Below are 23,256 nucleotides of genomic sequence, written 5' to 3' on the forward strand. Positions count from 1 at the left end.
GGGCTGCAACACCCGCCCCGCTTCTCCATTCCGCGTTGCCGTTCCGCTTTGCTTCTCTCCTTGTCGTTGCGGTGCTACTTCGACGTCGCCGGCACGGTGGTGCGGCGTTGCGGCGTCTCCTGGAGCAGGCCCTTGACCGCCCGGCGGAGGCGGAAGGTGCGCGACTCGAACAGCAGGTAGCACAGCCAGGACAGCGCCACGATGGCCCCCAGCATGCCGGCATACACGGCATAGTCGGCGGCGGCATGGGGCGACAGGCGGTCGCGGCCGAATGCCTGCAGGCCCAGGTGGCGCAGCAGCTGGATCAGCGGGATGTGCAGGACGTACAGCGTGAACGAGAATTCGGCCAGCCAGTGGGCGCCGCGCGCCAGCAGGCGCCGCGCCGTGCCGTGCTGCGCGAACGGCATCTGCAGCGCGGACAGCAGGGCCAGCAGCGGCAAGCCGTAGGCCAGGTGGAGGAAGAAGGAGGCCGGTTCGAGGTCGCTGCCGCTGCCGCCCAGGCGCAGGACCACGGGGATGCCGACGGCCAGCACGAGCAGCAGGCAGCGTGCGGCCAGGCCGCAGTCGATGCGGATGCGCGAGAAGGCGGCGCCCAGCAGCCACAGCGCGAAGTACAGCGTGATGGGGAAGGGCAGCGCTGCAGCCACCATGACGAGCGCCGTGGCGGCGCCCAGCCGGCCGGTCCACGTGCCGGCCGCGAACGCCAGCAGCAGCAAGGGGAACTGGACGTAATACCAGGTCTCGTTCGACAGGCTCCACAGCGCATAGTTGTCGGCATACGGCTCCACCAGGACCGTCTGCAGGCCGGCCAGGTTGCCGGCAAAGCTGGCGATCGAATAATCGTTGGCGGCCGAGATGCTGGCGCGGGTCGGGTCGACGACGCCGACGATGGCGCCGATCGCAAGCATCAGGAACAGGGCCGGCACCAGCACGGTCCACAAGCGGGTGGCGCGGTCGATCGCGTAGTTGCGCAGCGCCGCCGGCTGGCCGAACTTGTCCAGCAGGCTGCCGCCGACCAGCCAGCCGCTGATCAGGAAGAACACGACGACGGCCTGGTGCGCGAACGCGGTGCAGAAGGCCAGCAGCTGGTAGGCCAGCGGCGGATCGGCCAGTTCGCGCAGGCCGGGAAAGACCTCGGCGCGCAAGTGGGCCGCCGCGACCTGCAGCGCGGCCAGTCCCCGCAACAGCGAGATGAGCATCGAGTGGGTGGAACCGCTGTCGAGCTGGCTCTGGCGTTGACAGCGGATGGCGGGGAAGTGGACGCTGTGCATGGTGTGTCTCCTGGTATCGACGATTGACGGCATGAATTGACGAATGAAGCGCGTTATCCGCAACTGTCCCAGCGGTAGGGCGAGGCGTTGCCGGACAGGGCGAGCGCCACGGCGACCATCCAGACATTCAGCGGCGCGTGTTCCACGATCCAGGCCGTGAGGCCGAAGGCCAGCATTGCCGCCGTTGCCGCGGTGGCGGCGCCGCGCGGCGGCGCGGCCGGCACGTCAGCAATCAGGCGCAGCGCGCAAGCGAAGACGGCGGCGCCGATCAGCCAGCCGGCCGCCGCTTCCGCCCGCGTGTGCTCGCCGGCCTGCACCAGGGCCGTCGCCACGCCGGCCGCCAGCAACAATGCGGCCAGCGCCACGGCGGCGCGCACGCGCGCGGTGCAGCGTCCGGCCAGCAGCCAGCACAGGGTCGGGAAGGCGGCCGTGAACCCCGTCGCATGGCCGCTGACGGCCTTGAACTGCAGCGCCGGCAAGCCCGTCGCCCAGCCCAGGAAGGCGATCTTGGTGGCCGCCACGAAGGCGATGGCAAGGCCGAACACGAGCAGCCAGCCGGCGGCGGCGCGCCAGGCGCGGACGGCGCACAGCCAGGCGGCGATGGCGCCGGCGGCCGGGAGCGTGAGGCCCAGGTCGCCGAGGTGGAACAGTTCGGGCAGCTGCGTGCTCAGTTGCGTGCTCAGGTGCGTGGTCGGTTGCATGGCGAGGTGCGTGGGAGGGCGCATCGTGAATGCGGTCCGCGACGCGCTAGCGGACGATGGCCGCCAGCGTCCGCAGGAGGATGCGCAGGTCGACCCAGAACGAACGTTCGCGCACGTAGCGCTCGTACCAGCACAGCTTGGCCGGCAGGATCGTGTCGAGGTAGGCGCGTTCCGGGTCCTCGGCCCGCGCCAGGATGTCGTTCTCGTCCTTGTACAGGATCGCCGCCCAGTCGGTGATGCCGGGCGCGACGGACAGCACGGTACGGCGCACCTCGGGCGGATAGCAGGCGACGTAGCGCGGCACTTCGGGACGCGGCCCGACCAGGCTCATGCTGCCCAGCAGGACGTTGAGCAGCTGCGGCAGCTCGTCCAGCTTGCTGCGCCGCAGGAAGCGGCCGACACGGGTGATGCGCGCGTCCCCTCCGGTGGTCAGCTGGGGGCCCCGTTCGGCCCCGGCGACCATCGTGCGGAACTTGAGGATCTCGAAGGGCACGCCATGGCGTCCCACGCGCACCTGGCGGAACAGTGCCGGTCCCGGCGAGTCGAGCCGGATCCACAGAGCCAGCGCCAGCAGCAGGGGCGCGAGCAGCAGCAGGCCCGTGCCGGCTGCGACGATGTCGAACAGGCGCTTGCTCATGCCGGCAAGCCGCCTGGTGGAACGCGCGGGACCGCATACGGTTCAGCATGCAGGTCTGCACGCTGGGGCGTGCACAGGGTCGCGCGCAGGGCCCCGATCACGCGGTCCTGGTCGGCATCGCTCATCTTCGTGTACAGCGGCAGCGTCAGCATGCGCGCATAGCAGGCCTCGGCGACGGGATAGTCCGCGGCGGACAGGCGCCCGGCATCGCGCCAGTAGGGCTGGCGGTGCAGCGGAATGAAATGCACGCTGGTGCCGATGCCGCGCCTGGCCAGCGCCTCGATAAGGGGGTTGCGGCCCAGCGGCGCGCCGTCGTCGAGGCGCACGACGTACAGGTGCCAGGCGTGCGCGTCGCCGGCCTCCTCGTCGGGGAGGGCGGGCAGGCGCAGCGGCAGGCCGGCCAGGCCGGCATGGTAGCGCGCGGCCAGTTCGGCGCGGCGGCGCGCGAAGCGCTCGATCTTGCGCAGCTGCTGGATGCCGATCGCCGAGGCGATGTCGGTCAGGTTGTACTTGAAGCCGGCGGCCACCACCTCGTAGTACCAGGCCGGGGTGCGCGAGGTGTAGCGGTCGAAGGCGTCGCGGCTGATGCCGTGCAGCCGCATCTGGCGCATGCGCGTGGCCAGCAGCGGATCGCGCACGGCGATCATGCCGCCTTCGCCGGTCGTCATGGTCTTGTTGGCATAGAAGCTGAACACGGTGGCGTCGCTGTCCAGCGTGCCGACCAGGCGGCCGCGGTGACGGGTGGGGAACGCGTGCGCCGCATCCTCCACCACGAACAGGCCGCGGCGCCGCACCAGCGCCAGCAGCCCGTCCATGTCGCAGGCGAGGCCGGCGTAGTGGACGGGGATGACGGCGCGCGTGCGCGGCGTGATGGCGGCGTCGACGGCTGCCACCGACAGGGTCAGGCGCTGCGGCTCGACGTCGACGAACACGGGCTGCGCCCCGAGGTAGCGCACGACCTCGGCGGTGGCGGTGAAGGTCAGCGTCGGCACGATTACTTCGTCGCCCGGGCCGATGCCCAGGCTCTCCAGCGCCAGGTGCAGCCCGGCCGTCGCCGAATTGACGGAGATCGCCTGCAGCGGCGGCGCGTCCGTCCCCGGCGCGCCCGCCGTGCCCCCATGGGCGGCGAGATAGGCGGCGAAGTCGTGCTCGAACTGGCGCGTCACGGGGCCGGTCGTGACCCAGCCCGAGCGCAGGCAGGCGACGACGGCATCGATCTCGGCCTCGTCGATGTCGGGCAGGGCAAAGGGCAGGAAGGCGTCGGCGCGCTCGTCGCGCGTTGCCGCCGGGGGGAGGGTGTGCGTGTGGTCAGCCATGGATCGTGTCTCCAGCAAGGGCGTCCAGGAAACGTCGTCCCAGGACCGGATAGGTGTGGTTGGCGAGGGCGTGGGCGCGGCCGCGCCGTCCCAGCACGGCGCGCCGCACCGGCCCCAGCGCATGCAGGGCGAGGATGCCGTCGGCGACGGCTCGCGGGTCTTCCGGGGCGACGGTGAGCCCGCATCCCGCTTCCGCGACGGGATCGTTGCCGGCCTCGACGGCGTGCAGCACGGGACGGCCCGCCATCATGTAGTCGATCAATTTATTTGGCGAGATGCCGAACCGGTACAGGGGCTGGCGCTGCCAGCCGATATAGGCGACGTCGAAGCGCGCCAGCAGGGCCGGCACCTGGCATTTCGCGATGGCGTCGAAGAAGTGCACGTTGTCCAGCCCGAGCGCGGCGGCCTGGCGCGCCAGCGCCGGCTTCTCGGGTCCGTTGCCCACCAGGACGAAGGCCACGGGGCCCCTGCGCAGCCGCTCCGCCGCCGCGACCAGCGTGCCGAGGGCGTTCGCGACGCCATGGGTGCCCGCATAGCCGACCACCAGGCGCCCCGCCGCGTGCAGCGCGTCGAGCGTCGCCGCCAGCGGCGCCGGCAGCGCTTCGTGCTTGCCCTGCCATTCGCCCGGATCGACGCCGTTCGGCACCAGGTGCAGCTTGTGCGGCGCCATTCCGTGCGCCTCCAGGTGGGCGCGCACCCGGGGCAGGATCGAGACGATGGCGTCGGCGCGGCGGCAGGCGGCATCCTCGGCCGCCTGCAGCAGCATGATGAACGGGTGGCGCGGCGAATGGCCACCCAGTTCCATCGGCGACAGCGGCCACAGGTCGTGCACCTCGTACAGCAGCCGCGCGCGCGCCAGGCGGGCGATGCGCCCGGCAGGCCAGATGTCGAGCGGATAGGTGCTGGAGGCGATGACGGCATCGGGCCGCAGCGTGGCCGCCAGGTGGCCCGCGCAACGCCACAGGCGCAGCACGAAGGCCAGCATGTTGCGTACGCGCGCCGCTCCGTTGCCGCGGTAGGGCGGTGTCGCCAGCCACAGGTAGTCGATGCCGTCGATCTGTTCCAGCATGCGCGGCCGTCCCTGCATGGCGGGGCCCTGGCGCCGCAGGTGCGATTCGGAGGCCGCGACGATGGTCACGCGGTGGCCCTGGCGCACCCATTCGCGCGCCAGGTAGTAGGGGCGGAATTCCATGCCGTGGCGTACCGAACCGGCGTAGTGGTTGACGAGCAGGATATTCATGTTCTCCACGCCAGTTCCTCGGCCAGCCGCAGCATGTTGCAGCGGGTGTTTTCCAGCCAGTTGGTTTCCCACTGCACGGGATGGGTCAGCAGGCAGATGCGCTGGTTCCGCCCGAGCGCCTCGAACGGCGACAGCGGGGTGTAATAGACGGGATAGGGGCGGTCGCTGATGTACAGGTCGAAGTGGCGCAGCAGCTCGATGTCGTAGGACTCGCATTCGATGCCGCAGCGGCGCCGCAGCGCCGGGTCGCGCAGCAGTTCGTGGTTGATCACCTGCAGGCGCCGGTTGGCGAAGTCGCCGTGGCTGGCCACCGTCGTCATCGGCAGGCCGAACCCCTCGCGGATGCGGCTGAAATTGCGCACGAACAGTTCGCGAATCTCCGGGAAGCGCGCGCGCACGTCGTCGCTGCGGCGCAGGCGGTGGCGCTTGGCGAAGGTCGCCACTTCCTCGTAGTGGTAGCTGGCCTCGCTGCCGGCCGCCTCGATGGCGCGCATGAAGCCGTAGTCGAGCGTGCTCAGGCGGAAGTAATAGCTGGCGCCGACGCCGTGCTTGACTTCCAGCTCGAACAGCTTGCGGGCCGTGCGCAGGTCGCTGTCGATGTCGTGGCGGTGCACCAGCACCCGTTCCGGGACGCCGCCCTGGCGGACCGCCCGGTGGAAGGCGCGCACCGACATCTGGCGGTAGCCGGCCTGCGCCGCCTTGGCGAGCAGCGCCTCGTACTCGCGCAGCCGCGACGGCATCAGGTAGTCCGAATACAGGCGCCTGCACAGCTGGGTGAAGAGACCGTTCATCGCAAGCGCTTCATCGCAGGCTGTATGTCGCGCGGTAGGGCGCGAAACCGAGCATCGTCTTGAATTGCTGCAGTCCCGGCTGGGCGCCGAAGAAGGTGTCGTACATCACGTAGCGCACGTCGCGCCGCGCCAGCAGGCGGGTGACGATCTCTACCACGAGCAGGTGCATGATGCCGTCGTTGTTGCGCAGTCCCATCAATTGGGAAAAGGCGCTGAAGTTGCCGTAGCGGGCGATGTTCGCGTAGGCGACCAGCCGTCCTTCCCGGTTCAGCACGCCGTAGTAGCCCCAATGGGGAAGGGTCTCGAAGCGGGTCGTCTTTTCCAGGTAGTGGGCATCCATCGGGCGGCCCTGGCGTGTCGACAGCGCCGTGTTGATGGCGTGGATCTCGTCGGCATGCGCGTTGCGTTCGATCTCGCGGCAGGCGTAGCCGCGCGCGCTGGCCCGCTTCGCGTGCCAGGCGCCGCGGTTCTTGCCCTGGATCGCGGCCAGGTAGGCACTGCCGGCGGCGGCCGGGGCTCCGGCAAAGCGGTCGAGGTCGATCAGGGCGGCGCCCAGCGTCTTGTTGCCGATGATCCGGTAGCGCGGGTGCGGCTTGGTGAAATACCGGTAGATGGCGGCGATGTCGGGGGCCAGGCCGGAGTCGAAGCACAGCTCGGCCGACGGCAGGCGCAGCAGCTGGCGCAGCGTGGACACGTGGCGCAGGATGTCCATGGTCAGCTCCCTGCCGGGCCGGCGGCCGGTGCGGCGGTTCCGGACGCGGCGACGGGGCGGCTCGCCAGCAGGCCGTCGTAGAACGCGGCCAGCTTGTCGGCCTCGCCCAGCCAGTTATAGCGCTGCAGGACGGCGCGCCGGCCGTTCTGCCCCATGCGCCGAGCCGCGTGCGGGTGGCGGCAGAAGTGGTCGATGGCCGCCGCGATCGCGGCCGGGTTGCGCGGGTCGACGCACACGCCGCAGCCGTTGCCCTCCACGATATCCTGCCACAGCGGAAAGCGCGAGGCGATCACGGGCAGGCCGGCGGCCATGTATTCGAACATCTTGACGGGCAGGGCATCGAGATAGTTGGCGACGGGGTGCAGCGTGACCAGGCCGGCCAGCGCGCGCCGCATCACGGCGCGCACGCCGGAGCGGTCGAGATGGCCGAGCGGCTGCACGCGCTGCCAGCCCGGATGATGGGCCACCTCGCGCGCGAGCGCCGGTTCGGAGAACGTGCCGGCCAGCACCAGGCGCGCCGGCGACTCGAGCAGGGCGCATGCCCGCACCAGCTCGCGGATGCCGCGGATCGCCGAGATGCTGCCGACGTAGCAGACTTCCGGCGCCTTGGCGTCCCAGTCGGGCGGCGCATGGGCGTCCTGGGCGAATTCCTGCGGCAGCGGATAATTGTTGATGTCGACCACGTTCGGGTGGAAGCGCGCGAGGCGCGTGCGGATGAAGGGCGTGGCCGCGACCAGGCCGTCGAAGCGGCGGCAGGCGCGGCGCTGGTAGGCGTCGAAGCCGCGCGACAGCAGGCGCCGCGACACGCCGTCCAGGTAGGGCTTGGCGAGCAGCTGGGCCGGCACGTCCTCGTGCGAATCGAAGACCACGCGCCGTCCTTGCCGCTTCAGGCGCAGGCCGGCCGGGATCAGCTCGGGATCGTGCAGGTGGTAGACGTCGGCGTGGAGGCGCAGGGCGGCGGCCAGCACCGCGCGCGTCGTATGCAGGATGCGGTTCAGGCGCCCGGGACGGTATCCCGCGTCCAGGATGCGGATGCCGTCGGCGCATTCCTCGCCCAGGCCGTCGGCCACGACCAGTGTCACGTCATGCCCCCGAGCGCTCAGGCTGCGGCATTGCTTGACGAAGATCCGCGTGTCGTAGCGGGGATGGGCTGAGGTCAGGTGGACGATGTTTGCCATGTTTCCTCTCGAACCGGTATTGCGAGTAAGCGCCGAGCGTGGCGCCGACCAGCATGTCGGTGAAGTAGTGGGACGACACCAGCAGCAGCAGGGTCACGCAGGCCAGCGCGAACCCGAGGATGAATTCCGTGCGCCGCCGCCCCGCCAGGAACTCCTTGAAGAACATCGGGATCGCCGGCAGCGCCGTGATCGCCAGCAGGTAGACGAAGCCGAACAGGCCCAGGTCGACCCAGGCCGACAGCACGTTGTGCGAGTAGTAGCCTGGCGCATAGCTGGCGTACGCGCCCATCAGCGGGTGGGCGGCGATGGTCTGGCGCGCGTACAGCGTCAGGTGGTGGCGCTTGTTGGCCGAGGTCGAGTGCGACAGGTCGAGCAATTCGAGGATGCGGTTGTCCGGCAGCATCGCGACCAGGTCGTCCAGGTGCGCGGCCAGCACCACGCCGGCCAGCAGCGCCAGGCCGACGAACAGCAACTTGTGCCGCGAGAAATACAGCTCGACGATGGGAATGGCGAACAGCAGGGCGGCGAATTCGCTGCGCGCCGTGTTCACGAACAGCGTGGCGGCGCCCACCGCGTACAGCACGAGGCGCAGCGGCAGCGAGCGCGTATAGGCCAGCACGGGCAGGAAGGTCATCAGGTAGGAGCGCGAGAAGCCCTGGTAGGTGGCGAGGGCGTCGGCATCCTTGGCCATGCCCAGGGCGCCCAGGTAGAACACCCCGCCCGTCGAGAAGCTGAACACGATCGCGCTCATCGCGGCCAGGCTGGCCAGCGCCATGACGCGGAACTGGCGGTGCCCGAAGTCGATCAGGGAGAACAGCGCGAAGGTGTTCACCATGAACAGGATGCCCAGCACGTGGTGGGCGACGATCGTGCGGTTGGCGCCGGCGACGGCATTGACGGCGACGACGGCGAGGAAGTAGACGTTGAACAGGCCGTAGTGCAGGTCGAGCGAGGACAGGCGGCGCGGGTCGTGGCGCATGCGGCGCAGCCAGGCGAGCAGCAGCGGCAGCATGCACAGCAGCGAGATGGGCGAAAAATAGCCGCCCAGGAAGGCGCCCGTCGCGCCCGTGCCGAGCAGCGTGTGGTAATAGAAGAAACCGGGAAACAGCAGGAAGAACGCCGCGTTCAGCAGCAGCTGCTCGCGCGTCGACGTGCCGTTGTCGTGGGTCGTCTTCATGGCGGGGACGGTCTCGTTGTCGGGCGCTCGTGCCGGGCACTTCCGGCGCCGTGTTCGTTCACATTGTTCATTTCAGCCGATTGCCACATCGCGTGCTTGTGCTGGCGCAGCCGGCTCATGCCGTGGCCAGGCGGTTTTGCGAAATCTGGTAGGACATGTGCAGGTACACGAGGTACAGGGCCGAATAGCCGATCGTGTACCAGAGCACGTTCTGGCGCAGCGAGCCCGGCGCGACGAAGGCGCACAGCGTCACCAGGAACAAGGTGACTTGCCATACGAGGTCGACCTTCTGCTTGCCGGCCACGAAGAACACATAGCTGAGCGGGCTGGCGATGAAGTTCAGGAAGCACAGCGGCGCCAGGATCTGCGCCAGCTCGCCGGCCGGCCGCCACGACGCGCCGAAGATCCAGGCGAACAGGTCGGGCGAGAACAGCAGCAGCACGAGCGCCGGGCCCAGGCCGAGCATGGTCAGCGCCTTGAAGGTGTGGCGGTAGGCATGGCTGCAATGGCCCAGGGTCTGGAACTCGTGCACCGACTCGCGCTTGAACACCTCGAGCACCGACGCGGCCAGCAGCGATACCGGGGCGGCCAGCACGCGCTGCGTGAGCGCGTACAGGCCGGCCGCCAGCACGCCGTGGCGCACGCCGATCAGGAACAGCGGCATCTGGCCGACGAAGGCGTTGAGCAGGTTCGACGGCAGCGAATAGCGCCAGAACTTCTGGTGGCGCACCAGGTAGGCGCGCTCGGCGTGGTCGAGGTGCAGTGCCAGGCGCGGGCGCGGCGGGCGCAGCAGGATGGTGGCGGCCAGCAGCCCGGCCGCCAGCCCGATCAGCTGGCCGGCCAGCAGGCCCGCTTCGCCGGCGCCCAGCCACAGCAGCAGCAGCTGGGTCAGGGCGATCGTGGCGGCGCCGATGATCTTGGCCCGGGCCGCCTTGCCGAAGGCCTTGTGCGACGTGGCAAAGGCCAGCGTGGTCTGCGTGGTGGCGGTCAGCCAGGTGCCCATGCCGACGATGGCCAGCGCGCCCCAGGACTGGTCGTGCAGGGCCGGCAGGCCCGCCGCATGCGCCGCCAGCGCACACAACGAGACCAGGATCGCCGTGGCGGTGGCCGAGTAGAGCACGACGGTGAAACAGACGCGCTGCTGCTCGGCTTCGTGGTCGAGGATCATCGCCGTCTCCAGGCGCAGCGTGGCGGCGATGGCGGACACGGCGACGACGCCCAGCCATACCGCGAACGCGCCGAGCTCGCTGGGCGTGCACATGCGCGTGATCAGCGGCGCGGCCAGCAAGGGCATCGCCTGGGCGCCCAGCGCGCCGCCCAGTACCGTGCCGACGTGTTTCCAGTAGCCGGGCTGGCTCATGCCTGGGCAGCCCGGCGCGCGGGCGCATCGTCGCGGGCCGCCCCCGCCCCCGCCTTGCTGCGCGCGCCCACCGCATCGAGCAGGGCCGTGCATACCGTGCGGATGTCCTCGTCCGGCAGATAGGGCCCCATCGGCAGGCTGAGTACCTTGTCGCACAGCGCCTGCGCCACCGGGCAATTGGCGCCCGGATCGAGGTGGACGTAGGCCGGCTGCAGGTGGGCCGGGACGGGATAGTGCACGACGCTCGGGATGCCGGCCGCCTGCAGCGCCTGCTGGACGGCATTGCGGTCTTCCACCAGCACCGTGTACTGGGCCAGCGCGCTGCTGCGGTCCCCCTGGCGCGCGACCAGGCTCACCCGTCCGCCGAGCAGCGCGTCGTAGGTGGCGGCGGCGCGGCGGCGCTGCGCCAGCTCCCAGTCGAACAGTTCCAGCTTGGCCAGCACGACGGCGCATTGTAGCGTGTCCATGCGGCCGCCGACGCCGATGCGGGTATGCACGTAGCGCCGGCTCTGGCCGTGCACGCGGATCTCGCGCATGGCGCGCGCAAGCTGCTCGTCGCTCGTGAACAGGGCGCCGCCGTCGCCGTAGCAGCCGAGCGGCTTGCTGGGGAAAAAGCTGGTGCAGCCGACCGTGGACAGGTTGCAGCTGCGCGCCCCGCGGTAGGTGGCGCCGAAGCTTTGCGCCGCATCCTCGACGACGGCCAGGCCATGGCGCTCGGCGACGGCGTTGATCTCGTGCATGTCGGCCGGCTGGCCGTACAGGGACACGGGGATGACGGCGCGGGTGCGCGGCGTGATGCGCTCCTCGATCAGGCCGGGATCCAGGTTGCCCGTGCGCGGGTCGACGTCGACGAACACGGGCACGGCGCCCAGCAGCGCGACGACTTCGGCCGTGGCGATGAAGGTGAACGGGGTCGTGATCACCTCGTCGCCGGCTTGCACGCCGAGCGCCATCAGGGCCACCAGCAGCGCCTCGGTGCCGGACGCCACGGTGACGCAGTGGCGCGCACCCGTATAGGCCGCCAGGCGCGCTTCCAGTTCGGCGACCTCCGGCCCCATGATGTACTGGCCGTGGGCGAGCACGTCCTGGATGCGGCGGTCGATCAGGCCCCTGGAGGCGTGGTATTGGGATTTGAGGTCGATGAATTCCATGGCGGCGATATGGCTGGATGCGTGGTGGCTGGATGCGGTGCTCTGGTTCAGAGTTCGAGGGTGGCCGGCAGCTGGGTGCAGGCGCCGTCGATGACGAGGTAGAGCTCGCCCGTATGCGGGCAGACCGCCTCGCCGTTGCCGCGCAGGGGCAGCGCCAGGCGTTCGCCGAAGCGGCTGATCCAGCCGACCTGGCGCGCCGGCACGCCGGCGACCATGGCGAAGTCCGGTACGTCGCCCTTGACGACGGCGCCGGCGCCGACGAAGGCGTAGCGCCCCACGGTGACGCCGCAGACGATGGTGGCGTTGGCGCCGATGCTGGCGCCGCGCCGCACCAGCGTGCGCCGGTACTGGTCCTTGCGCACGATGCCGGCGCGCGGGTTGTAGACGTTCGTGAACACCATGCTCGGACCGCAGAACACCTCGTCTTCCAGCGTCACGGCGTCGTAGACGGAGACGTTGTTCTGGATCTTGACGCCGTTGCCGACGACGACGTCGTTGCCGACGAAGACGTTCTGGCCCAGCGAGCAGCCGGCGCCGATGCGGGCGCCGGCGCAGACGTGGCTGAAGTGCCAGACGCGGGTGCCGGCGCCCAGCACGGCGCCCGCGTCGACGATGGCGCTCGGGTGCACGGCGGCGCTGTCCTCTGCGCTTGCCGCCGCGCTTGGCGCAAGAAGCCGTTCGTTCATGCTCATACCTCCAGCGGCAGGGCCACGCGGCGTCCGTCGCGCGCGGACTGGTAGGCGGCGACCAGCACTTCCAGCGACTTCAGCCCTTCGCGCCCGTCCGTTTCCGGCTCGGCCTCGCCGCGCAGCACCTTGATGACGTTGTCGTAGTACAGCAGGTGGCCGAAGCCGTAGACCGAGGTGGTCTGGTAGCTGGCGTCCGCGACCAGGGCATCGTCCGGATCGGGCCGCGCGAATTCCCATTGCTGGATCTCGTTGACGGCCACGCCGCCGATGCGCACGGTGCCGTGCTCGCCCAGCACAGTGATCGATCCTTCCATATTGCGCGGGTAGGTCAGCATGGTGACGTTCATCGAGCCGAGGGCGCCGTTGCGCCAGCGCAGGCTGATCACGCCGGTATCCTCGACCTCGATGTCGCGCGCCAGCGTGGCCGTGTAGGCCTGCAGGCTCTCGACGGGGCCCACGATCCAGTCGATCAGGTCGACGTAGTGGCTGGCCTGGTTCATGAAGGCGCCGCCGTCGAATTCCCAGGTGCCGCGCCAGCGGGCGCTCTCGTAATACTCGGGCGGTCGGGTCCAGAATACGTTCAGGTTGACCATGTAGATGCGGCCGAAGCGCTTCTTCTCGACGGCGCGCTTGAGCAGCTGCAGCGTGGCGTTGCGGCGGTTCTGCTTGACCACGAACAGGCGTACCCCGGCGGCGTCGGCGGCCGCCACCATGCGCTTGCCGTCTTCCCAGCGCGTCGCCATGGGCTTTTCCGTGACGACGTGGCGGCCGGCCGCGGCGATGCGGATGCTCTGTTCCGGATGCAGGCCGGACGGCGTGGTGACGACGACCGCGTCGGCCTGAGCGTCGTGCAGCATCTCGTCCAGGCTGGCATAGGGGGCGGCGCCGGTGGCGCCCACGGCGCGGTCGAGGGCGCGCGCGTCGACGTCGCACACGGCGACCAGTTCGGCCCGTTCGTGGTGGCGGCGCAGGGCGTCGAAGTGGTTGTTGGCGATGCGGCCGCAGCCGACCAGGGCGAAGCGGACCTTGCGGTCGGTGATGGGAGGGTGGTAGTGGTGCATGGTGTCTCCTCAAGCCTTGACGATGTTCGGCAGCGCGGCCGGATAGACGCCGCGGGTATCGACGATCAGCGGCGCGTATTCGCGGATCAGCGCGTAGTCGAAGGCGCTGTGCGCGGTGGCCAGCAGCACCACGTCGTAGGACGCGATGCTGGACGGGGTCAACGCCACGCTCTTCAGGTCGAAGCGGTGTTTGCGCATGCGCGGGAAGACGGGCACGTGCGGGTCGGCATAGTCGACATGGGCGCCCTTGTCGCGCAGCAGCTCCATCAGTTCGACGGACGGCGATTCGCGCGTGTCGTCGATGTCCTTCTTGTAGGCGATGCCCAGTACCAGCACGCGGCTGCCCATCACGGACTTGCCGCGCAGGTTGAGGGCGTCGACGACCTTGCCCACGACCCAGTGCGGCATGTCGCTGTTGATCTCGCCGGCCAGCTCGATGAAGCGGGTGTGCAGGCCGTATTCGCGTGCCTTCCAGGTCAGGTAGAACGGGTCGATGGGGATGCAGTGCCCGCCCAGGCCGGGACCGGGGTAGTAGGGCGTGAAGCCGAAGGGCTTGGTGGCGGCCGCGCGGATCACCTCGTGGATGTCGATCTGCATGCGGTCGGCGATGATCTTCATCTCGTTCACCAGGCCGATGTTGACGGCGCGGTAGATGTTTTCCAGCAGCTTCGTGAGCTCGGCCGCACGCGTCGAGCTGACCGGCACCACGCGGTCGATCGCCGCGCCGTACAGGGCTAGTCCCGCCTCCAGGCAGGCGGGGGTGGCGCCGCCGCAAACCTTCGGGATCGTGCGAGTGTGGAAATCGGGATTGCCGGGGTCCTCGCGTTCCGGCGAGAACACGAGGAACACGTCCTGGCCGATGACGAAGCCGCGCGCTTCCAGGCGCGGCTTCAATTCCTCGTCCGTGGTGCCGGGATAGGTCGTGCTTTCCAGCGACAGCACCTGGCCGGGCCGCATGAAGGGCAGCAGGGCGTCGGCCGTGTCGAGCACGAAGGACAGGTCGGGTTCGCGGTAGGCGTTCAGCGGCGTCGGCACGCAGACGACGAGGGCGTCCGCCTCGCCGGCGCGGGTGAAGTCGGTGGTGGCCTCGAAGCGCTGTTCGCGCGCCCGCGCGACGTCGGCGGTGGCGATGTGGCGGATGGGGCTCTCGCCGCGGTTCAACTGTTCCACCTTGGCGGCGTCGATGTCGATGCCGAGCACGCGAAAGCCCGCCTCGGCATAGCGCAGCATCAGCGGCAGGCCCACGTAGCCGAGGCCGACGATGCCGATGACGGCGCTGCGCTCGCGCAGCTTGCCGGTGAGCTGGTCGAGAAATGCGGTCTTGCTGGCGTCACGCATGGAGGTCCTCGTCGGTGGTTGCTGGGGCGGACGGTGCCGGGACGGCGTCATATGCGGAAGGGCACGAACTTCCGGATCAGGCCCAGGCGCTGCGGCTCGGGCGCCGGAGCGGGAGCGGGCGCCGGCGCGGCCGGCACGGGCTGCGGGTTGTATTCGGTGACGATGGCCTTGACCATCGATTCGATCATGGGCCGCTCGTGGGTCTCGCAGGCCATCATCAGGCAGGTGATGAAGGTGTCCAGCACGCTCGGGTGCAGCGCGCTTTCCTTCATGCGCATGATGCGCGGATGCTCGCTGGGGAAGACCTCGCCGTCGGTCAGCAGCTCCTCGTGCAGCTTTTCGCCGGGGAACAGGCCGACATAGCGGATCTCGATGTCGCCGCCCGGGTTCTGCGGCGTCTTCTCGGACAGGCCGGACAGGGCCACCAAAGTACGCGCCAGCTCGACGATCTTGACGGGTTCGCCCATGTCGAGCACGAACACGTCGCCGCCCTTGGCCATGGCGCCGGCCTGGATGACGAGCTGGACGGCCTCGGGAATCAGCATGAAGTAGCGCGTGACCTCGGGATGGGTGATGGTCAGCGGACCGCCGCGCGCGATCTGGCGCTGGAACAGGGGGATCACGGAGCCGGACGAGCCCAGCACGTTGCCGAAGCGGACCATGCAGAAGGTGGTGTCGGCGCCGCGCGCCGCCGCGGCCTGGAAGATCAGCTCGGCGATGCGCTTGCTGGCGCCCATGACGTTGGTCGGGCGCACCGCCTTGTCGCTGGAGATCAGCACGCAGGTGTCCACGCCGTGCCGGGCGGCCTGGCCGGCGATGACCTGGGCGCCCACCACGTTGTTGCGCAGGCCTTCGACGATGTTCGCCTCGACCAGCGGCACGTGCTTGTAGGCGGCGGCATGGTAGATGGTGTCCACGGCGCCGCCGCGCAGGATGCGTTCGACCAGGCCGGCATTGCAGACGGAGCCCAGGTGGGCCTCGAGCGGCACGTCGGGAAAGCGCGTGGCCAGTTCCTGGCGCACCGTGTACAGCGCGAATTCGGAATGGTCCAGCAAGTGCAGGCGGGCCGGGCCGAGGGCGACGATCTGGCGGCACAGCTCGCTGCCGATGGAGCCGCCGGCGCCCGTGACGAGGACGGTCTTGCCGCGCACGCAGCGTGCGAACAGGTCGAGCCGGGGCGGCACCGGCGGACGGCCCAGCAAGTCCTCGAACTTGAGTTCGCGGATGCGCGCGCGGGGCGGCGCCTTGTCGTCGGCCGCATCGACGAGGCGGCCGAGGATCTTGGTGCCGACGCCGGCCTGGGCCAGGCGCTGCATGATGTCGCGCAGGCGTTCGGGCGGCGCCGTGGGCAAGGCGATCACGACGGCGCGGATGCCCATGGCTGCCACCGCGTCGGCCAGCCGGCCGGTCGGGAACACGCGCAAGCCCGCGACGTTGCGTTCGGCGAGGGCGCGCTTGTCGTCGAAGAAGCAGACGGGCCGGTATTCGGCGCTGCCGCGCATGGCCCGCGCCAGGCGCGCCCCGGCGTCGCCGGCGCCATAGATGGCGACGGTTTCGGCCTGGCTGTGCGCGGCTTCCTGGTGCTTGCGCAGGAAATTACGCATGCCGATGCGCGAGGCGATGACATAGGAAAAAACGATGAACCAGTAAATGGCCAATGCACTGCGCGGAAAACGCTCCTCCTTGATGGCGAACATGGCGACATAGGCGCACAGGATGGCGATTGCCAATGCGATGCCCGTCACGCTCAATAAACGCTGGTCGATGAAACGGATGACGGCGCGATATAAATCGGAAATGGAAAACGCCGCAATGGTAACCACCGCTACCAATACATAGGAGCCGGGCCCGAAATGCGAAGCGAGTTTCAGGTCGCCGCCGCGCAACAGCATGGCGACGAGGAAGCAGCAGGGCAGTGCGATCAGGTCCGCCGTGATCATCAATGCGATTTTTGTCCTGCGGTGCAGGGAGACCAGCCTGCGACAGATATGACCGATAAGCGTTTGATTTGGCATGATCCTGAAACGCTGCATGGGTTGGCAACCGAAATCGTGGAAACGACATTCATTGGTCGGCAGGCGGCAAAAATGGATTTTCTTATTGATGAGAAATTATTTGAATCGGGATGTAATCTGGCACTGTTTAGATTGCATATTGCTGAGTAAGTTTATTATCTCGGCGACTATGAATCACGGGTTTGACTGCGCTCAATCGCATAGACGGAATTAATCGCAATCTTCCATTAGCTGAAAATAAGAAATTAAATAGCAGAATTCAATTCCGCAAAATAAATACGCTGGCGGAGCACGCAATGTCTATTTCATGGGGGGAGAAAACGGGCGCGACGGCGCTTGCCGCTGGCGCGGCCTGGCGGGGCCAAAAGGGGAGAAGGCGATCCCGGCAGGCCACCGGGATCGGGGCGGCAGGATCAGGCGCCGGGATGGCCGGGGCGGGGCTGGGGCGCCATCGGGGGCACCACGATGTCGTCGTTCAGGCGCAGGAACTTGAAGCCGGCCAGCCGCGTGCCGTTCCTGCCTTCCTGGCGGTTGCGTTCCTCGCGCGCCGCGGCGCGCGCGATGTAGGAGGCAAACGTCTCCTCGCGCACCTGCGGTTCGGACGAATGCAGGAAGTGCGGCTGGCCGTCCGCGCCCATCACCACCAGGCCCACGTGCGAGGCCCAGTACTCGCCGTTGCGGGTCGAGATGACGTTGACGAAATCCCCTTCGCGCAGCCGGCCGGCGATGGCCGCCACCCCGTCCTTCGGCACGTAGGCCTGGCGGCTCGATTCGACGGGGAGGTCGGCGTCCGTGTGGTGGCGCGTCTTGAGGAAGCGCGCGCGGTCGATCGTCATGGCGTAGGTGGGACCATTTGGGCCGGCCAGTTCCGCGCTGGCGTCCGTCACCAGCCAGCGGTTGGCCACGTTCCAGTCCATCTCCGTGTAGTGGTTGCGGGTGGCGACGCCGATCACGCCGTCGCGGTAGCGGATGCGCTGCAGCATCCAGAAGAATTCTTCCCAGGACTGGGACAGCGCCATCGCGTAGGTGTGCTCCGCGAACACGACGCAGTCGCTGTGGTCGAGGCTGAACATGGGCAGGTCGTCGTGCACCTGGAACGGGAATTCGCCCAGCAGGTTCAGGCGGTAGGGCTGGCCGATGTTCTTGCGGCCGATCGCCGCGATCCGCTTGCGCAGGTCCGGCTCCTGCGCGTGCACCCAGCTCACGTAGCGGCCTGCCTCGACGGGCGTCATCTGGTAGATCTGCTTGCGCAGGATGGTGTCCAGCGGGACCTCGGCGCCGGCCTGCGGCGGATTCTGCGGAGGCGGCGCGGAGCTGCTGGCGCAGCCGGACAGCAGCGCGGCCGCGAGGACGGTGGAAGCGAGGACGTGGCGCATGGCGGGTTCCCGGTGACGATGGATGCCTACGCTAGCGCGCCATCTCGATGTTTTCAAAATGAAAATTATTCGGTCGCGTATAACCTGCTGTTGTTCCCTTCAGGCAAACATTCCTTCGGGTTATGGTTTGTTCAACACTTCTCATTATTCAAGGGCTTGACAGTCGTCAATACTGTATGCGCGGCGGGGACACACCCGCCCGGACAACGATAAAGATCAGGAGAGAACGATGTTGAAACAGAAGCCGCTGGCCGCTGTCTCGCTGGCGCTGCTGGGCGCGGCGACCGCGAGCTTGCCCGCGCTGGCCCAGGAAGGGGCCGGCAGCACGCCGATGCAGACCGTCGAGGTGAGCGGGATCCGCGCCTCCATGGCCAAGTCATTGAACGTCAAGAAGAATTCGGCGGCCAACGTCGAGGTCATCACGGCGGAAGACGTGGGCAAGATGCCGGACAAGAACCTGGCCGACTCCCTGCAGCGCCTGGCCGGCGTCGCCGTGCGCACCGACTACGACGAGGCGGAAAAGGTGGCGCTGCGCGGCACCAATCCGGACATGACCCTGATCCTGTTCAACGGCCACGCGATCGCGGGCGCCGACTGGTACGTGGGCGACCAGGCCTCGGCCAGCCGCTCGACCAGCCTGTCGCTGCTGCCCTCGTCCGTGCTGAACCAAGCCCAGGTCTACAAGACCTCGTACGCCGACCTCGTCGACGGCGGCCTGGCCGGCACCATCAACGTCACCACCCGCAAGCCCCTGTCGGCCAAGGAAAAGATCTCGGGCGTCGTCAGCGCCGGCGCGTCCTACGTGACGCTGCCGGGCAAGACGGCTCCCGACCTGGATGCCCTCGTCAACTGGAAGAACGACGCCAACACCTTCGGCTTCTTCGTGCAGGGCTTTTCCAACAAGCGCTACATCCGCCGCGACTCCGTCTCGCGCCTCGCCTACGGCACCAGCAGCGGCTGGGATGTGATCAACACCCAGACGATGAAGGGCATCACGGACGCCTCGCTGGCCGGCACGGGCCTGAAGGCGTCCGACCTGAACGGCGTGCGCATGCCGGGCTCGATGAGCACGGAGTTCGTCGAGGGCGTGCGCGACCGCAAGGGCGGCATGATCTCGCTGCAGTTCAAGCCGAACCAGGACATCGACGTCAGCCTGACGGGCTTCCATTCGAAGATGGACACCAACAACTACGGCCGCCTGAAGGCCGGCGCCATCTACAGCATGCTGCTCGGGAAGGCATCGCTGGCCGATGGCGCCACCGGTGCCACGGCGCCGAACACCAGCTCCAACGGCCAGCAGGTGTACGCTTCGATCCGCAACCCCGTCATCGTCAACGAGACGACGATGTACGGCGACACGCTGCGCGTGCTGAAAAGCGCCGACATCGTGTTCCCCGACGGGACCACGCCGCAATACATCGGCAACTCGGAAGGCTTCTACCGCGACGGCGCCAGCGCCACCAGTTCCTTCCTCGACCTGGACGGCAAGTGGCGCGTCAACCCGGACCTCACCATCAAGACGCTGCTGTCGACCACGCGCGGCGTCGGCAAGACCGACGCCGACCAGGGCCTGACCTACGCGCGCTTCGGCACCGGCGTGTCGTATGCGCTGGGCGACGTCCACGACGCGCCCTACGTGCGGTACCTGGGCACCGGCATCAAGCCGGACCAGCTGGTGGTGCGCACCATCTCGGGCCTGAAGTCCGTCGACAAGGAATACAGCGCGCAGCTCGATGGCGAATACCGCCTGCGCGAAGGGCAGGGCTGGGGCTGGATCCAGTCGGTCGAGAGCGGCGTGCGCTTCGCCGACCACCACCGCGACAGCGAACGCCGCTACCCGGCCTACCGCAGCGCCGACCTGGGCGCGGGACCCGCTTCCAGCATCCCGTGGCCGGGCGACTTCGGCGCCGACCTGGGTGGACCCGCCGGCTGGGACAACACGGGCTATACCTTCGCGCCGGAAGACCTGAAAGCCTATTTCGCCGCGAACACCAAGGCCACCAGCGACGACTTCGAGCGCCTGATCCGCTCCGAGCTGCACGTGCGCGAGCGCCAGAGCTCCGCCTACGTGCAGGCCAACTACGAGCACGACCGCTGGTCCGGCAACGTCGGCCTGCGCTTCGTGCAGACGCGGGTGAACGCCGACATCCCCACGCCGATCCCGGCCGGCGCCTGCGTGCGCGCGGCGCCCGGCCAGCCGGCGATCCCGTGCCCGGCCTATCCGGGCGCGATCACGAACGCGGGCGACCTGCAGCCCTACTACGACAACCAGGCGGCCACGCCGTTCAATCCCCTGGCCGGCAATACCTATTACTTCACGAAGAGCGACCGCCGCTTCAACAACTGGCTGCCCAGCCTGAACGCGCGCTACGAGATCACCAAGGACATGCTGCTGCGCTTCGGCGCCAGCCGCACGATCGGGCGCCAGAACTACAATATCGTGGGGGCCGGCTTCGGCACGCCGTCGTGCGATGCGCAGGGCTGCAAGGTCACGGGCCCGAACCCGAACCTGAAACCGCTCACCGCGGACAACCTGGACCTGTCCTGGTCGTGGTACTTCGCGACCCGCTCGCTGGTCTCGGCCAACGTGTTCTATTCGCGCATCGACGGCTACGCCAAGACCGGTTCCAGCGGCGGCACCACGATCGACCTGTACGATGCTGCCTCGCAGTCGCTCAAGACCTATGCGGTGAACACGTCGTCGCAGCAGGGCGCGCGCATCGCCGGCCTCGAACTGCAGTACGAGCAGCCGTTCGGCACGACGGGCTTCGGCTTCACCAGCAACGTCAGCCGCGCCCACACCAAGGTCGACGACGGCCGGCCGATGGTCGGCGCGTCCGAGTGGGCCGCCAACCTGGGCGGCTACTACGAGAACGACAAGGTGTCGCTGCGCCTGGTGGCCAACTACCGCAGCGAATACGTGAACAGCACCACGGCGCCGGCGCCGACCGCGAACAGCCAGGGCCTGTCGACCATCAACGGCGTGCTGATGCCGTCGGCGCCGACGATGGCCGCGCCGGTGACGACGCTGGCCTTCAACGCCAGCTACAACCTCGCGTCGAACCTGACCCTCACCTTCGATGCGACCAACCTCACCAACGTCAAGCGGGCCTACTACCGCTACAGCGAGGAAGAGCAGCAGAAGCTGGACGTCAGCGGCCGCCAGTTCTACCTGAGCCTGAAATACCGGTTCTGAGCGGCGCGGCGCACCGGGAACAAGGGGCTGCGGCCCCTTTTTCCGTTTTTGGGAAGGGACCTTGTAGGACGTCATGCCGCGACGCGAAAGTGTGTGCGGCAGCTAACGGTCGTGTCCCGGCCGCGCCCTTACGATGGAGGCGTCGAGTGAGGCACAGCGATACTCCCGCAGTTGCCGACTACCTCGACAGGTCAGCCGGTCGCCTCGAGGATCGGCACCAATTTCCCGTGCCGGCGCCGCCTGGAGCGCACGCCGCACCCACCGGAAGCGGAGGTTGTCCATGTCCATAGCAACGACGAGCCATCCACCGAAGCACCTCGTGCGCGAGTACCTCGAACGCCGCGCCAAGGACCCGAAACCGCCACCGACGCCGGAAGAGATCCGGCGCCAGCTCGGTTGGGGCATGCTGATGGATGGCGACGACAAGCTTGGCGCCTCGCGCTCCTGAGCGCAGCGTTTTCATCACACAGGAGAACACCATGACCGCCAAGATCGGCAGCAAGAACGTGGCCCAGCACCGCGGCAAGAAGGAACGCGCGGAGATCCGCAAGACCAATATCGCACGCGAAGCCGTCAAGCAGGCCGAAGCCCGCGCCAGGTACCGCAACCAGCCGAAGGGCCAGGCCCAGCGCCAGCAGGCCGCGGGCGCACCTGCCGCCTGAGCCGCCCCCGACCGCGGCGTACCCCGGCAAGCGTCGCCGGGGCCGCCGCTCCCGCCCTGGAAGCCCGCCGCATCGACGCAGCGGGCTTTTTTTTCGTCCTTTTCATTGCCTGCCCGGTGCGCGGCGCCGTTCGCCGGTCCCGCCGCGGTTCACGGGCTCCATTCACCGGCCCCATCCCGCCGTTCGCCGAAAAGCGCTTTGCGCCGTCGCCGCGCTGCCGTATCGTTGCATCCATCGACAACGACGACGAGGTGCACATGAAAAGCGAAGCTTCCTACCACCTGCGGCGCCAGGTGCTGTGGGGCCTGCTGCTGGTCGGCCTGGGCGTGGCCTTCCTGCTCGACCAGCTGGGCATGATGGAGATCAGCGAGCTGTGGCATTACGCGCCGCTGCTGCTGGTCGTCGTCGGCATCAACCAGACCATCGGCTATCCGAGCGCCCGCGAATTCTCGAACGGATTGTGGACCGTGTTCATCGGCCTGTGGCTGTTCGCCGTGTTCGAGGGCCTGTGGGGCCTGACCTTCGGGAACAGCTGGCCGCTGTTCATCATCATCACCGGCATCACGATGGCCGTCAGGCCGATCGCCGAGCGCCGCTTCAAGGGGGGCAACGGCCATGAATGAGGACACCAAGGGGGCGGCGGGCGCCGCGGGCAGCACCGGCGCGCCGGCGCACAACGCATCGAGCCAGGTGATTCTCGGCCTGCTGGTGGTGGGGCTGGGCGTGCTGTTCCTGCTCGATAACCTCGACATCGTGGAATTCCGCCATGCGATCGGGTTCTGGCCGCTAGTCTTCATCATCGGCGGCTCGATGATCCTGTTCGGCAACGCACCGCGCAGCGGCAGCTATGTGGGCGCCGTGCTGGTCGCCGTCGGCGTGCTGATGACGGTGAGCCGCATGGGCTTCTTCTATATTCGCTGGGATACGCTGTGGCCATTGGCGCTGATCGCCCTGGGCGGCCTGGTGCTGTACCGTTCCGTGGGCCCGGGCCGCGTCGACCGCGTCTCGCTGGCCAAGGGCCCGGACGGCGCCGCCGCGGGCGCCGACGACGTGGTCGACATCGTCGCCGTGCTGGGCGGCTTCGAACGCCGCGTCGGCAGCAAGGACTTCCGCGGCGGCGAGATCACGGCCATCATGGGCGGCTGCATGCTGGACCTGCGCGACGCGGCCATCGTCAAGGAAGCCGTGATCAACGTCTTCACGATCTGGGGCGGCATCAACATCAAGGTCCCGCCCGACTGGACCGTCGTCCTGAACGGCACGCCCGTGATGGGCGGCTTCACGGAAAAGACGGCGACCCCGCCGGACAATGGCAGGCGCCTCGTGATCCGCGGCTACGCGATCATGGGCGGAGTCGAAATCCGGAACTAGTCGGGAACCCAGGG

22 protein-coding genes are annotated in these 23,256 nt (G+C 68.6%); 6 read left to right on the top strand and 16 right to left on the bottom strand.

Going from position 1 to position 23,256, the window contains the following annotated elements; all coding sequences use genetic code 11:
• Positions 1–74: 74 nt before the first annotated feature.
• The 15 genes from QPK32_RS24005 to QPK32_RS24075 all read right to left on the bottom strand — a co-directional run bounded on the left by QPK32_RS24005 (position 75) and on the right by QPK32_RS24075 (position 16,562).
• Entirely contained in the window at positions 75–1,271 is a 1,197-nt protein-coding gene (locus tag QPK32_RS24005; protein ID WP_290415303.1) for an acyltransferase, read from the bottom strand.
• A gap of 53 nt (positions 1,272–1,324) precedes the next feature.
• A complete protein-coding gene (locus QPK32_RS24010; protein WP_290415304.1) occupies positions 1,325–1,972 on the bottom strand; it encodes a phosphatase PAP2 family protein in 648 nt (215 codons plus the stop codon).
• 46 nt (positions 1,973–2,018) lie between these two features.
• Positions 2,019–2,609 (bottom strand): sugar transferase, encoded by a 591-nt coding sequence (locus QPK32_RS24015; RefSeq protein ID WP_290415305.1) that lies wholly within the window; start codon positions 2,607–2,609, stop codon positions 2,019–2,021.
• On the bottom strand, positions 2,606–3,925 hold the full coding sequence (locus tag QPK32_RS24020; RefSeq protein WP_290415306.1) for a DegT/DnrJ/EryC1/StrS aminotransferase family protein: 1,320 nt from the start codon (positions 3,923–3,925) through the stop codon (positions 2,606–2,608). The genes QPK32_RS24015 and QPK32_RS24020 overlap by 4 nt, the downstream gene beginning before the upstream one ends.
• A complete protein-coding gene (locus QPK32_RS24025; RefSeq protein WP_290415307.1) occupies positions 3,918–5,165 on the bottom strand; it encodes a glycosyltransferase family 4 protein in 1,248 nt (415 codons plus the stop codon). Before QPK32_RS24025 ends, QPK32_RS24020 begins: the two co-directional genes overlap by 8 nt.
• Positions 5,162–5,956: a hypothetical protein gene (locus tag QPK32_RS24030; protein WP_290415308.1), complete on the bottom strand. Its 795-nt coding sequence runs from the start codon at positions 5,954–5,956 to the stop codon at positions 5,162–5,164. The genes QPK32_RS24025 and QPK32_RS24030 overlap by 4 nt, the downstream gene beginning before the upstream one ends.
• 10 nt (positions 5,957–5,966) lie before the next feature.
• Positions 5,967–6,668: a hypothetical protein gene (locus QPK32_RS24035; protein ID WP_290415309.1), complete on the bottom strand. Its 702-nt coding sequence runs from the start codon at positions 6,666–6,668 to the stop codon at positions 5,967–5,969.
• A gap of 2 nt (positions 6,669–6,670) precedes the next feature.
• A complete protein-coding gene (locus tag QPK32_RS24040; RefSeq protein WP_290415310.1) occupies positions 6,671–7,846 on the bottom strand; it encodes a glycosyltransferase family 4 protein in 1,176 nt (391 codons plus the stop codon).
• Positions 7,752–9,023 (bottom strand): hypothetical protein, encoded by a 1,272-nt coding sequence (locus QPK32_RS24045; protein WP_290415311.1) that lies wholly within the window; start codon positions 9,021–9,023, stop codon positions 7,752–7,754. Before QPK32_RS24045 ends, QPK32_RS24040 begins: the two co-directional genes overlap by 95 nt.
• Positions 9,024–9,138: 115 nt before the next feature.
• On the bottom strand, positions 9,139–10,383 hold the full coding sequence (locus QPK32_RS24050; protein ID WP_290415312.1) for a lipopolysaccharide biosynthesis protein: 1,245 nt from the start codon (positions 10,381–10,383) through the stop codon (positions 9,139–9,141).
• The gene (locus tag QPK32_RS24055; protein WP_290415313.1) at positions 10,380–11,534 is read right to left on the bottom strand and encodes a DegT/DnrJ/EryC1/StrS aminotransferase family protein; all 1,155 of its coding nucleotides are present in this window, start codon (positions 11,532–11,534) and stop codon (positions 10,380–10,382) included. The genes QPK32_RS24050 and QPK32_RS24055 overlap by 4 nt, the downstream gene beginning before the upstream one ends.
• Before the next feature lie 47 nt (positions 11,535–11,581).
• Positions 11,582–12,220: an acyltransferase gene (locus QPK32_RS24060; RefSeq protein WP_290415314.1), complete on the bottom strand. Its 639-nt coding sequence runs from the start codon at positions 12,218–12,220 to the stop codon at positions 11,582–11,584.
• A 2-nt stretch (positions 12,221–12,222) separates the two neighbouring features.
• Complete coding sequence (locus tag QPK32_RS24065; protein WP_290415315.1) at positions 12,223–13,284, bottom strand: Gfo/Idh/MocA family protein; 1,062 nt, start codon at positions 13,282–13,284, stop codon at positions 12,223–12,225.
• A 9-nt stretch (positions 13,285–13,293) separates the two neighbouring features.
• Complete coding sequence (locus QPK32_RS24070; protein ID WP_290415316.1) at positions 13,294–14,622, bottom strand: nucleotide sugar dehydrogenase; 1,329 nt, start codon at positions 14,620–14,622, stop codon at positions 13,294–13,296.
• Positions 14,623–14,669: 47 nt separating this feature from the next.
• Positions 14,670–16,562 (bottom strand): nucleoside-diphosphate sugar epimerase/dehydratase, encoded by a 1,893-nt coding sequence (locus QPK32_RS24075; RefSeq protein WP_290415317.1) that lies wholly within the window; start codon positions 16,560–16,562, stop codon positions 14,670–14,672.
• A gap of 48 nt (positions 16,563–16,610) precedes the next feature.
• On the opposite strand from QPK32_RS24075, the gene QPK32_RS24080 reads away from it, so the two are divergent.
• Positions 16,611–16,787 (top strand): hypothetical protein, encoded by a 177-nt coding sequence (locus QPK32_RS24080; RefSeq protein WP_290415318.1) that lies wholly within the window; start codon positions 16,611–16,613, stop codon positions 16,785–16,787.
• 263 nt (positions 16,788–17,050) lie between these two features.
• Here the strand turns inward: QPK32_RS24080 and QPK32_RS24085 are convergent, their stop codons facing one another.
• Positions 17,051–18,013 carry an N-acetylmuramoyl-L-alanine amidase-like domain-containing protein gene (locus QPK32_RS24085; RefSeq protein ID WP_290415319.1) on the bottom strand — a complete coding sequence of 321 codons (963 nt, stop codon included), beginning with the start codon at positions 18,011–18,013 and terminating at the stop codon, positions 17,051–17,053.
• 229 nt (positions 18,014–18,242) lie between these two features.
• Here QPK32_RS24085 and QPK32_RS24090 point away from each other — a divergent pair, with 229 nt between their 5' ends.
• The 5 genes from QPK32_RS24090 (at position 18,243) to QPK32_RS24110 (ending at position 23,242) form a co-directional block, all read left to right on the top strand.
• On the top strand, positions 18,243–21,209 hold the full coding sequence (locus QPK32_RS24090) for a TonB-dependent receptor (protein ID WP_290415320.1): 2,967 nt from the start codon (positions 18,243–18,245) through the stop codon (positions 21,207–21,209).
• A gap of 280 nt (positions 21,210–21,489) precedes the next feature.
• On the top strand, positions 21,490–21,657 hold the full coding sequence (locus QPK32_RS24095) for a hypothetical protein (RefSeq protein WP_290415321.1): 168 nt from the start codon (positions 21,490–21,492) through the stop codon (positions 21,655–21,657).
• 31 nt (positions 21,658–21,688) lie between these two features.
• Positions 21,689–21,871: a hypothetical protein gene (locus tag QPK32_RS24100; protein WP_290415322.1), complete on the top strand. Its 183-nt coding sequence runs from the start codon at positions 21,689–21,691 to the stop codon at positions 21,869–21,871.
• Positions 21,872–22,128: 257 nt separating this feature from the next.
• Positions 22,129–22,494 (top strand): LiaI-LiaF-like domain-containing protein, encoded by a 366-nt coding sequence (locus QPK32_RS24105; RefSeq protein ID WP_290415323.1) that lies wholly within the window; start codon positions 22,129–22,131, stop codon positions 22,492–22,494.
• The gene (locus QPK32_RS24110; RefSeq protein WP_290415324.1) at positions 22,487–23,242 is read left to right on the top strand and encodes a LiaI-LiaF-like domain-containing protein; all 756 of its coding nucleotides are present in this window, start codon (positions 22,487–22,489) and stop codon (positions 23,240–23,242) included. The genes QPK32_RS24105 and QPK32_RS24110 overlap by 8 nt, the downstream gene beginning before the upstream one ends.
• The last annotated feature ends 14 nt before the right edge of the window (positions 23,243–23,256 follow it).

The sequence above is a fragment of the Massilia sp. YIM B02763 genome (assembly GCF_030412015.1).
Lineage (GTDB): Bacteria > Pseudomonadota > Gammaproteobacteria > Burkholderiales > Burkholderiaceae_D > Telluria.

What these genes read in the sequence shown, in the direction of transcription:
- QPK32_RS24005 (WP_290415303.1), bottom strand. Translation starts at nt 1,271, where the DNA reads ATGCACAGCGTCCACTTCCCCGCCATCCGCTGTCAACGCCAGAGCCAG.
- QPK32_RS24010 (WP_290415304.1), bottom strand. Translation starts at nt 1,972, where the DNA reads ATGCAACCGACCACGCACCTGAGCACGCAACTGAGCACGCAGCTGCCC.
- QPK32_RS24015 (WP_290415305.1), bottom strand. Translation starts at nt 2,609, where the DNA reads ATGAGCAAGCGCCTGTTCGACATCGTCGCAGCCGGCACGGGCCTGCTG.
- QPK32_RS24020 (WP_290415306.1), bottom strand. Translation starts at nt 3,925, where the DNA reads ATGGCTGACCACACGCACACCCTCCCCCCGGCGGCAACGCGCGACGAG.
- QPK32_RS24025 (WP_290415307.1), bottom strand. Translation starts at nt 5,165, where the DNA reads ATGAATATCCTGCTCGTCAACCACTACGCCGGTTCGGTACGCCACGGC.
- QPK32_RS24030 (WP_290415308.1), bottom strand. Translation starts at nt 5,956, where the DNA reads ATGAACGGTCTCTTCACCCAGCTGTGCAGGCGCCTGTATTCGGACTAC.
- QPK32_RS24035 (WP_290415309.1), bottom strand. Translation starts at nt 6,668, where the DNA reads ATGGACATCCTGCGCCACGTGTCCACGCTGCGCCAGCTGCTGCGCCTG.
- QPK32_RS24040 (WP_290415310.1), bottom strand. Translation starts at nt 7,846, where the DNA reads ATGGCAAACATCGTCCACCTGACCTCAGCCCATCCCCGCTACGACACG.
- QPK32_RS24045 (WP_290415311.1), bottom strand. Translation starts at nt 9,023, where the DNA reads ATGAAGACGACCCACGACAACGGCACGTCGACGCGCGAGCAGCTGCTG.
- QPK32_RS24050 (WP_290415312.1), bottom strand. Translation starts at nt 10,383, where the DNA reads ATGAGCCAGCCCGGCTACTGGAAACACGTCGGCACGGTACTGGGCGGC.
- QPK32_RS24055 (WP_290415313.1), bottom strand. Translation starts at nt 11,534, where the DNA reads ATGGAATTCATCGACCTCAAATCCCAATACCACGCCTCCAGGGGCCTG.
- QPK32_RS24060 (WP_290415314.1), bottom strand. Translation starts at nt 12,220, where the DNA reads ATGAACGAACGGCTTCTTGCGCCAAGCGCGGCGGCAAGCGCAGAGGAC.
- QPK32_RS24065 (WP_290415315.1), bottom strand. Translation starts at nt 13,284, where the DNA reads ATGCACCACTACCACCCTCCCATCACCGACCGCAAGGTCCGCTTCGCC.
- QPK32_RS24070 (WP_290415316.1), bottom strand. Translation starts at nt 14,622, where the DNA reads ATGCGTGACGCCAGCAAGACCGCATTTCTCGACCAGCTCACCGGCAAG.
- QPK32_RS24075 (WP_290415317.1), bottom strand. Translation starts at nt 16,562, where the DNA reads ATGATCACGGCGGACCTGATCGCACTGCCCTGCTGCTTCCTCGTCGCC.
- QPK32_RS24080 (WP_290415318.1), top strand. Translation starts at nt 16,611, where the DNA reads ATGACCGATAAGCGTTTGATTTGGCATGATCCTGAAACGCTGCATGGG.
- QPK32_RS24085 (WP_290415319.1), bottom strand. Translation starts at nt 18,013, where the DNA reads ATGCGCCACGTCCTCGCTTCCACCGTCCTCGCGGCCGCGCTGCTGTCC.
- QPK32_RS24090 (WP_290415320.1), top strand. Translation starts at nt 18,243, where the DNA reads ATGTTGAAACAGAAGCCGCTGGCCGCTGTCTCGCTGGCGCTGCTGGGC.
- QPK32_RS24095 (WP_290415321.1), top strand. Translation starts at nt 21,490, where the DNA reads ATGTCCATAGCAACGACGAGCCATCCACCGAAGCACCTCGTGCGCGAG.
- QPK32_RS24100 (WP_290415322.1), top strand. Translation starts at nt 21,689, where the DNA reads ATGACCGCCAAGATCGGCAGCAAGAACGTGGCCCAGCACCGCGGCAAG.
- QPK32_RS24105 (WP_290415323.1), top strand. Translation starts at nt 22,129, where the DNA reads ATGAAAAGCGAAGCTTCCTACCACCTGCGGCGCCAGGTGCTGTGGGGC.
- QPK32_RS24110 (WP_290415324.1), top strand. Translation starts at nt 22,487, where the DNA reads ATGAATGAGGACACCAAGGGGGCGGCGGGCGCCGCGGGCAGCACCGGC.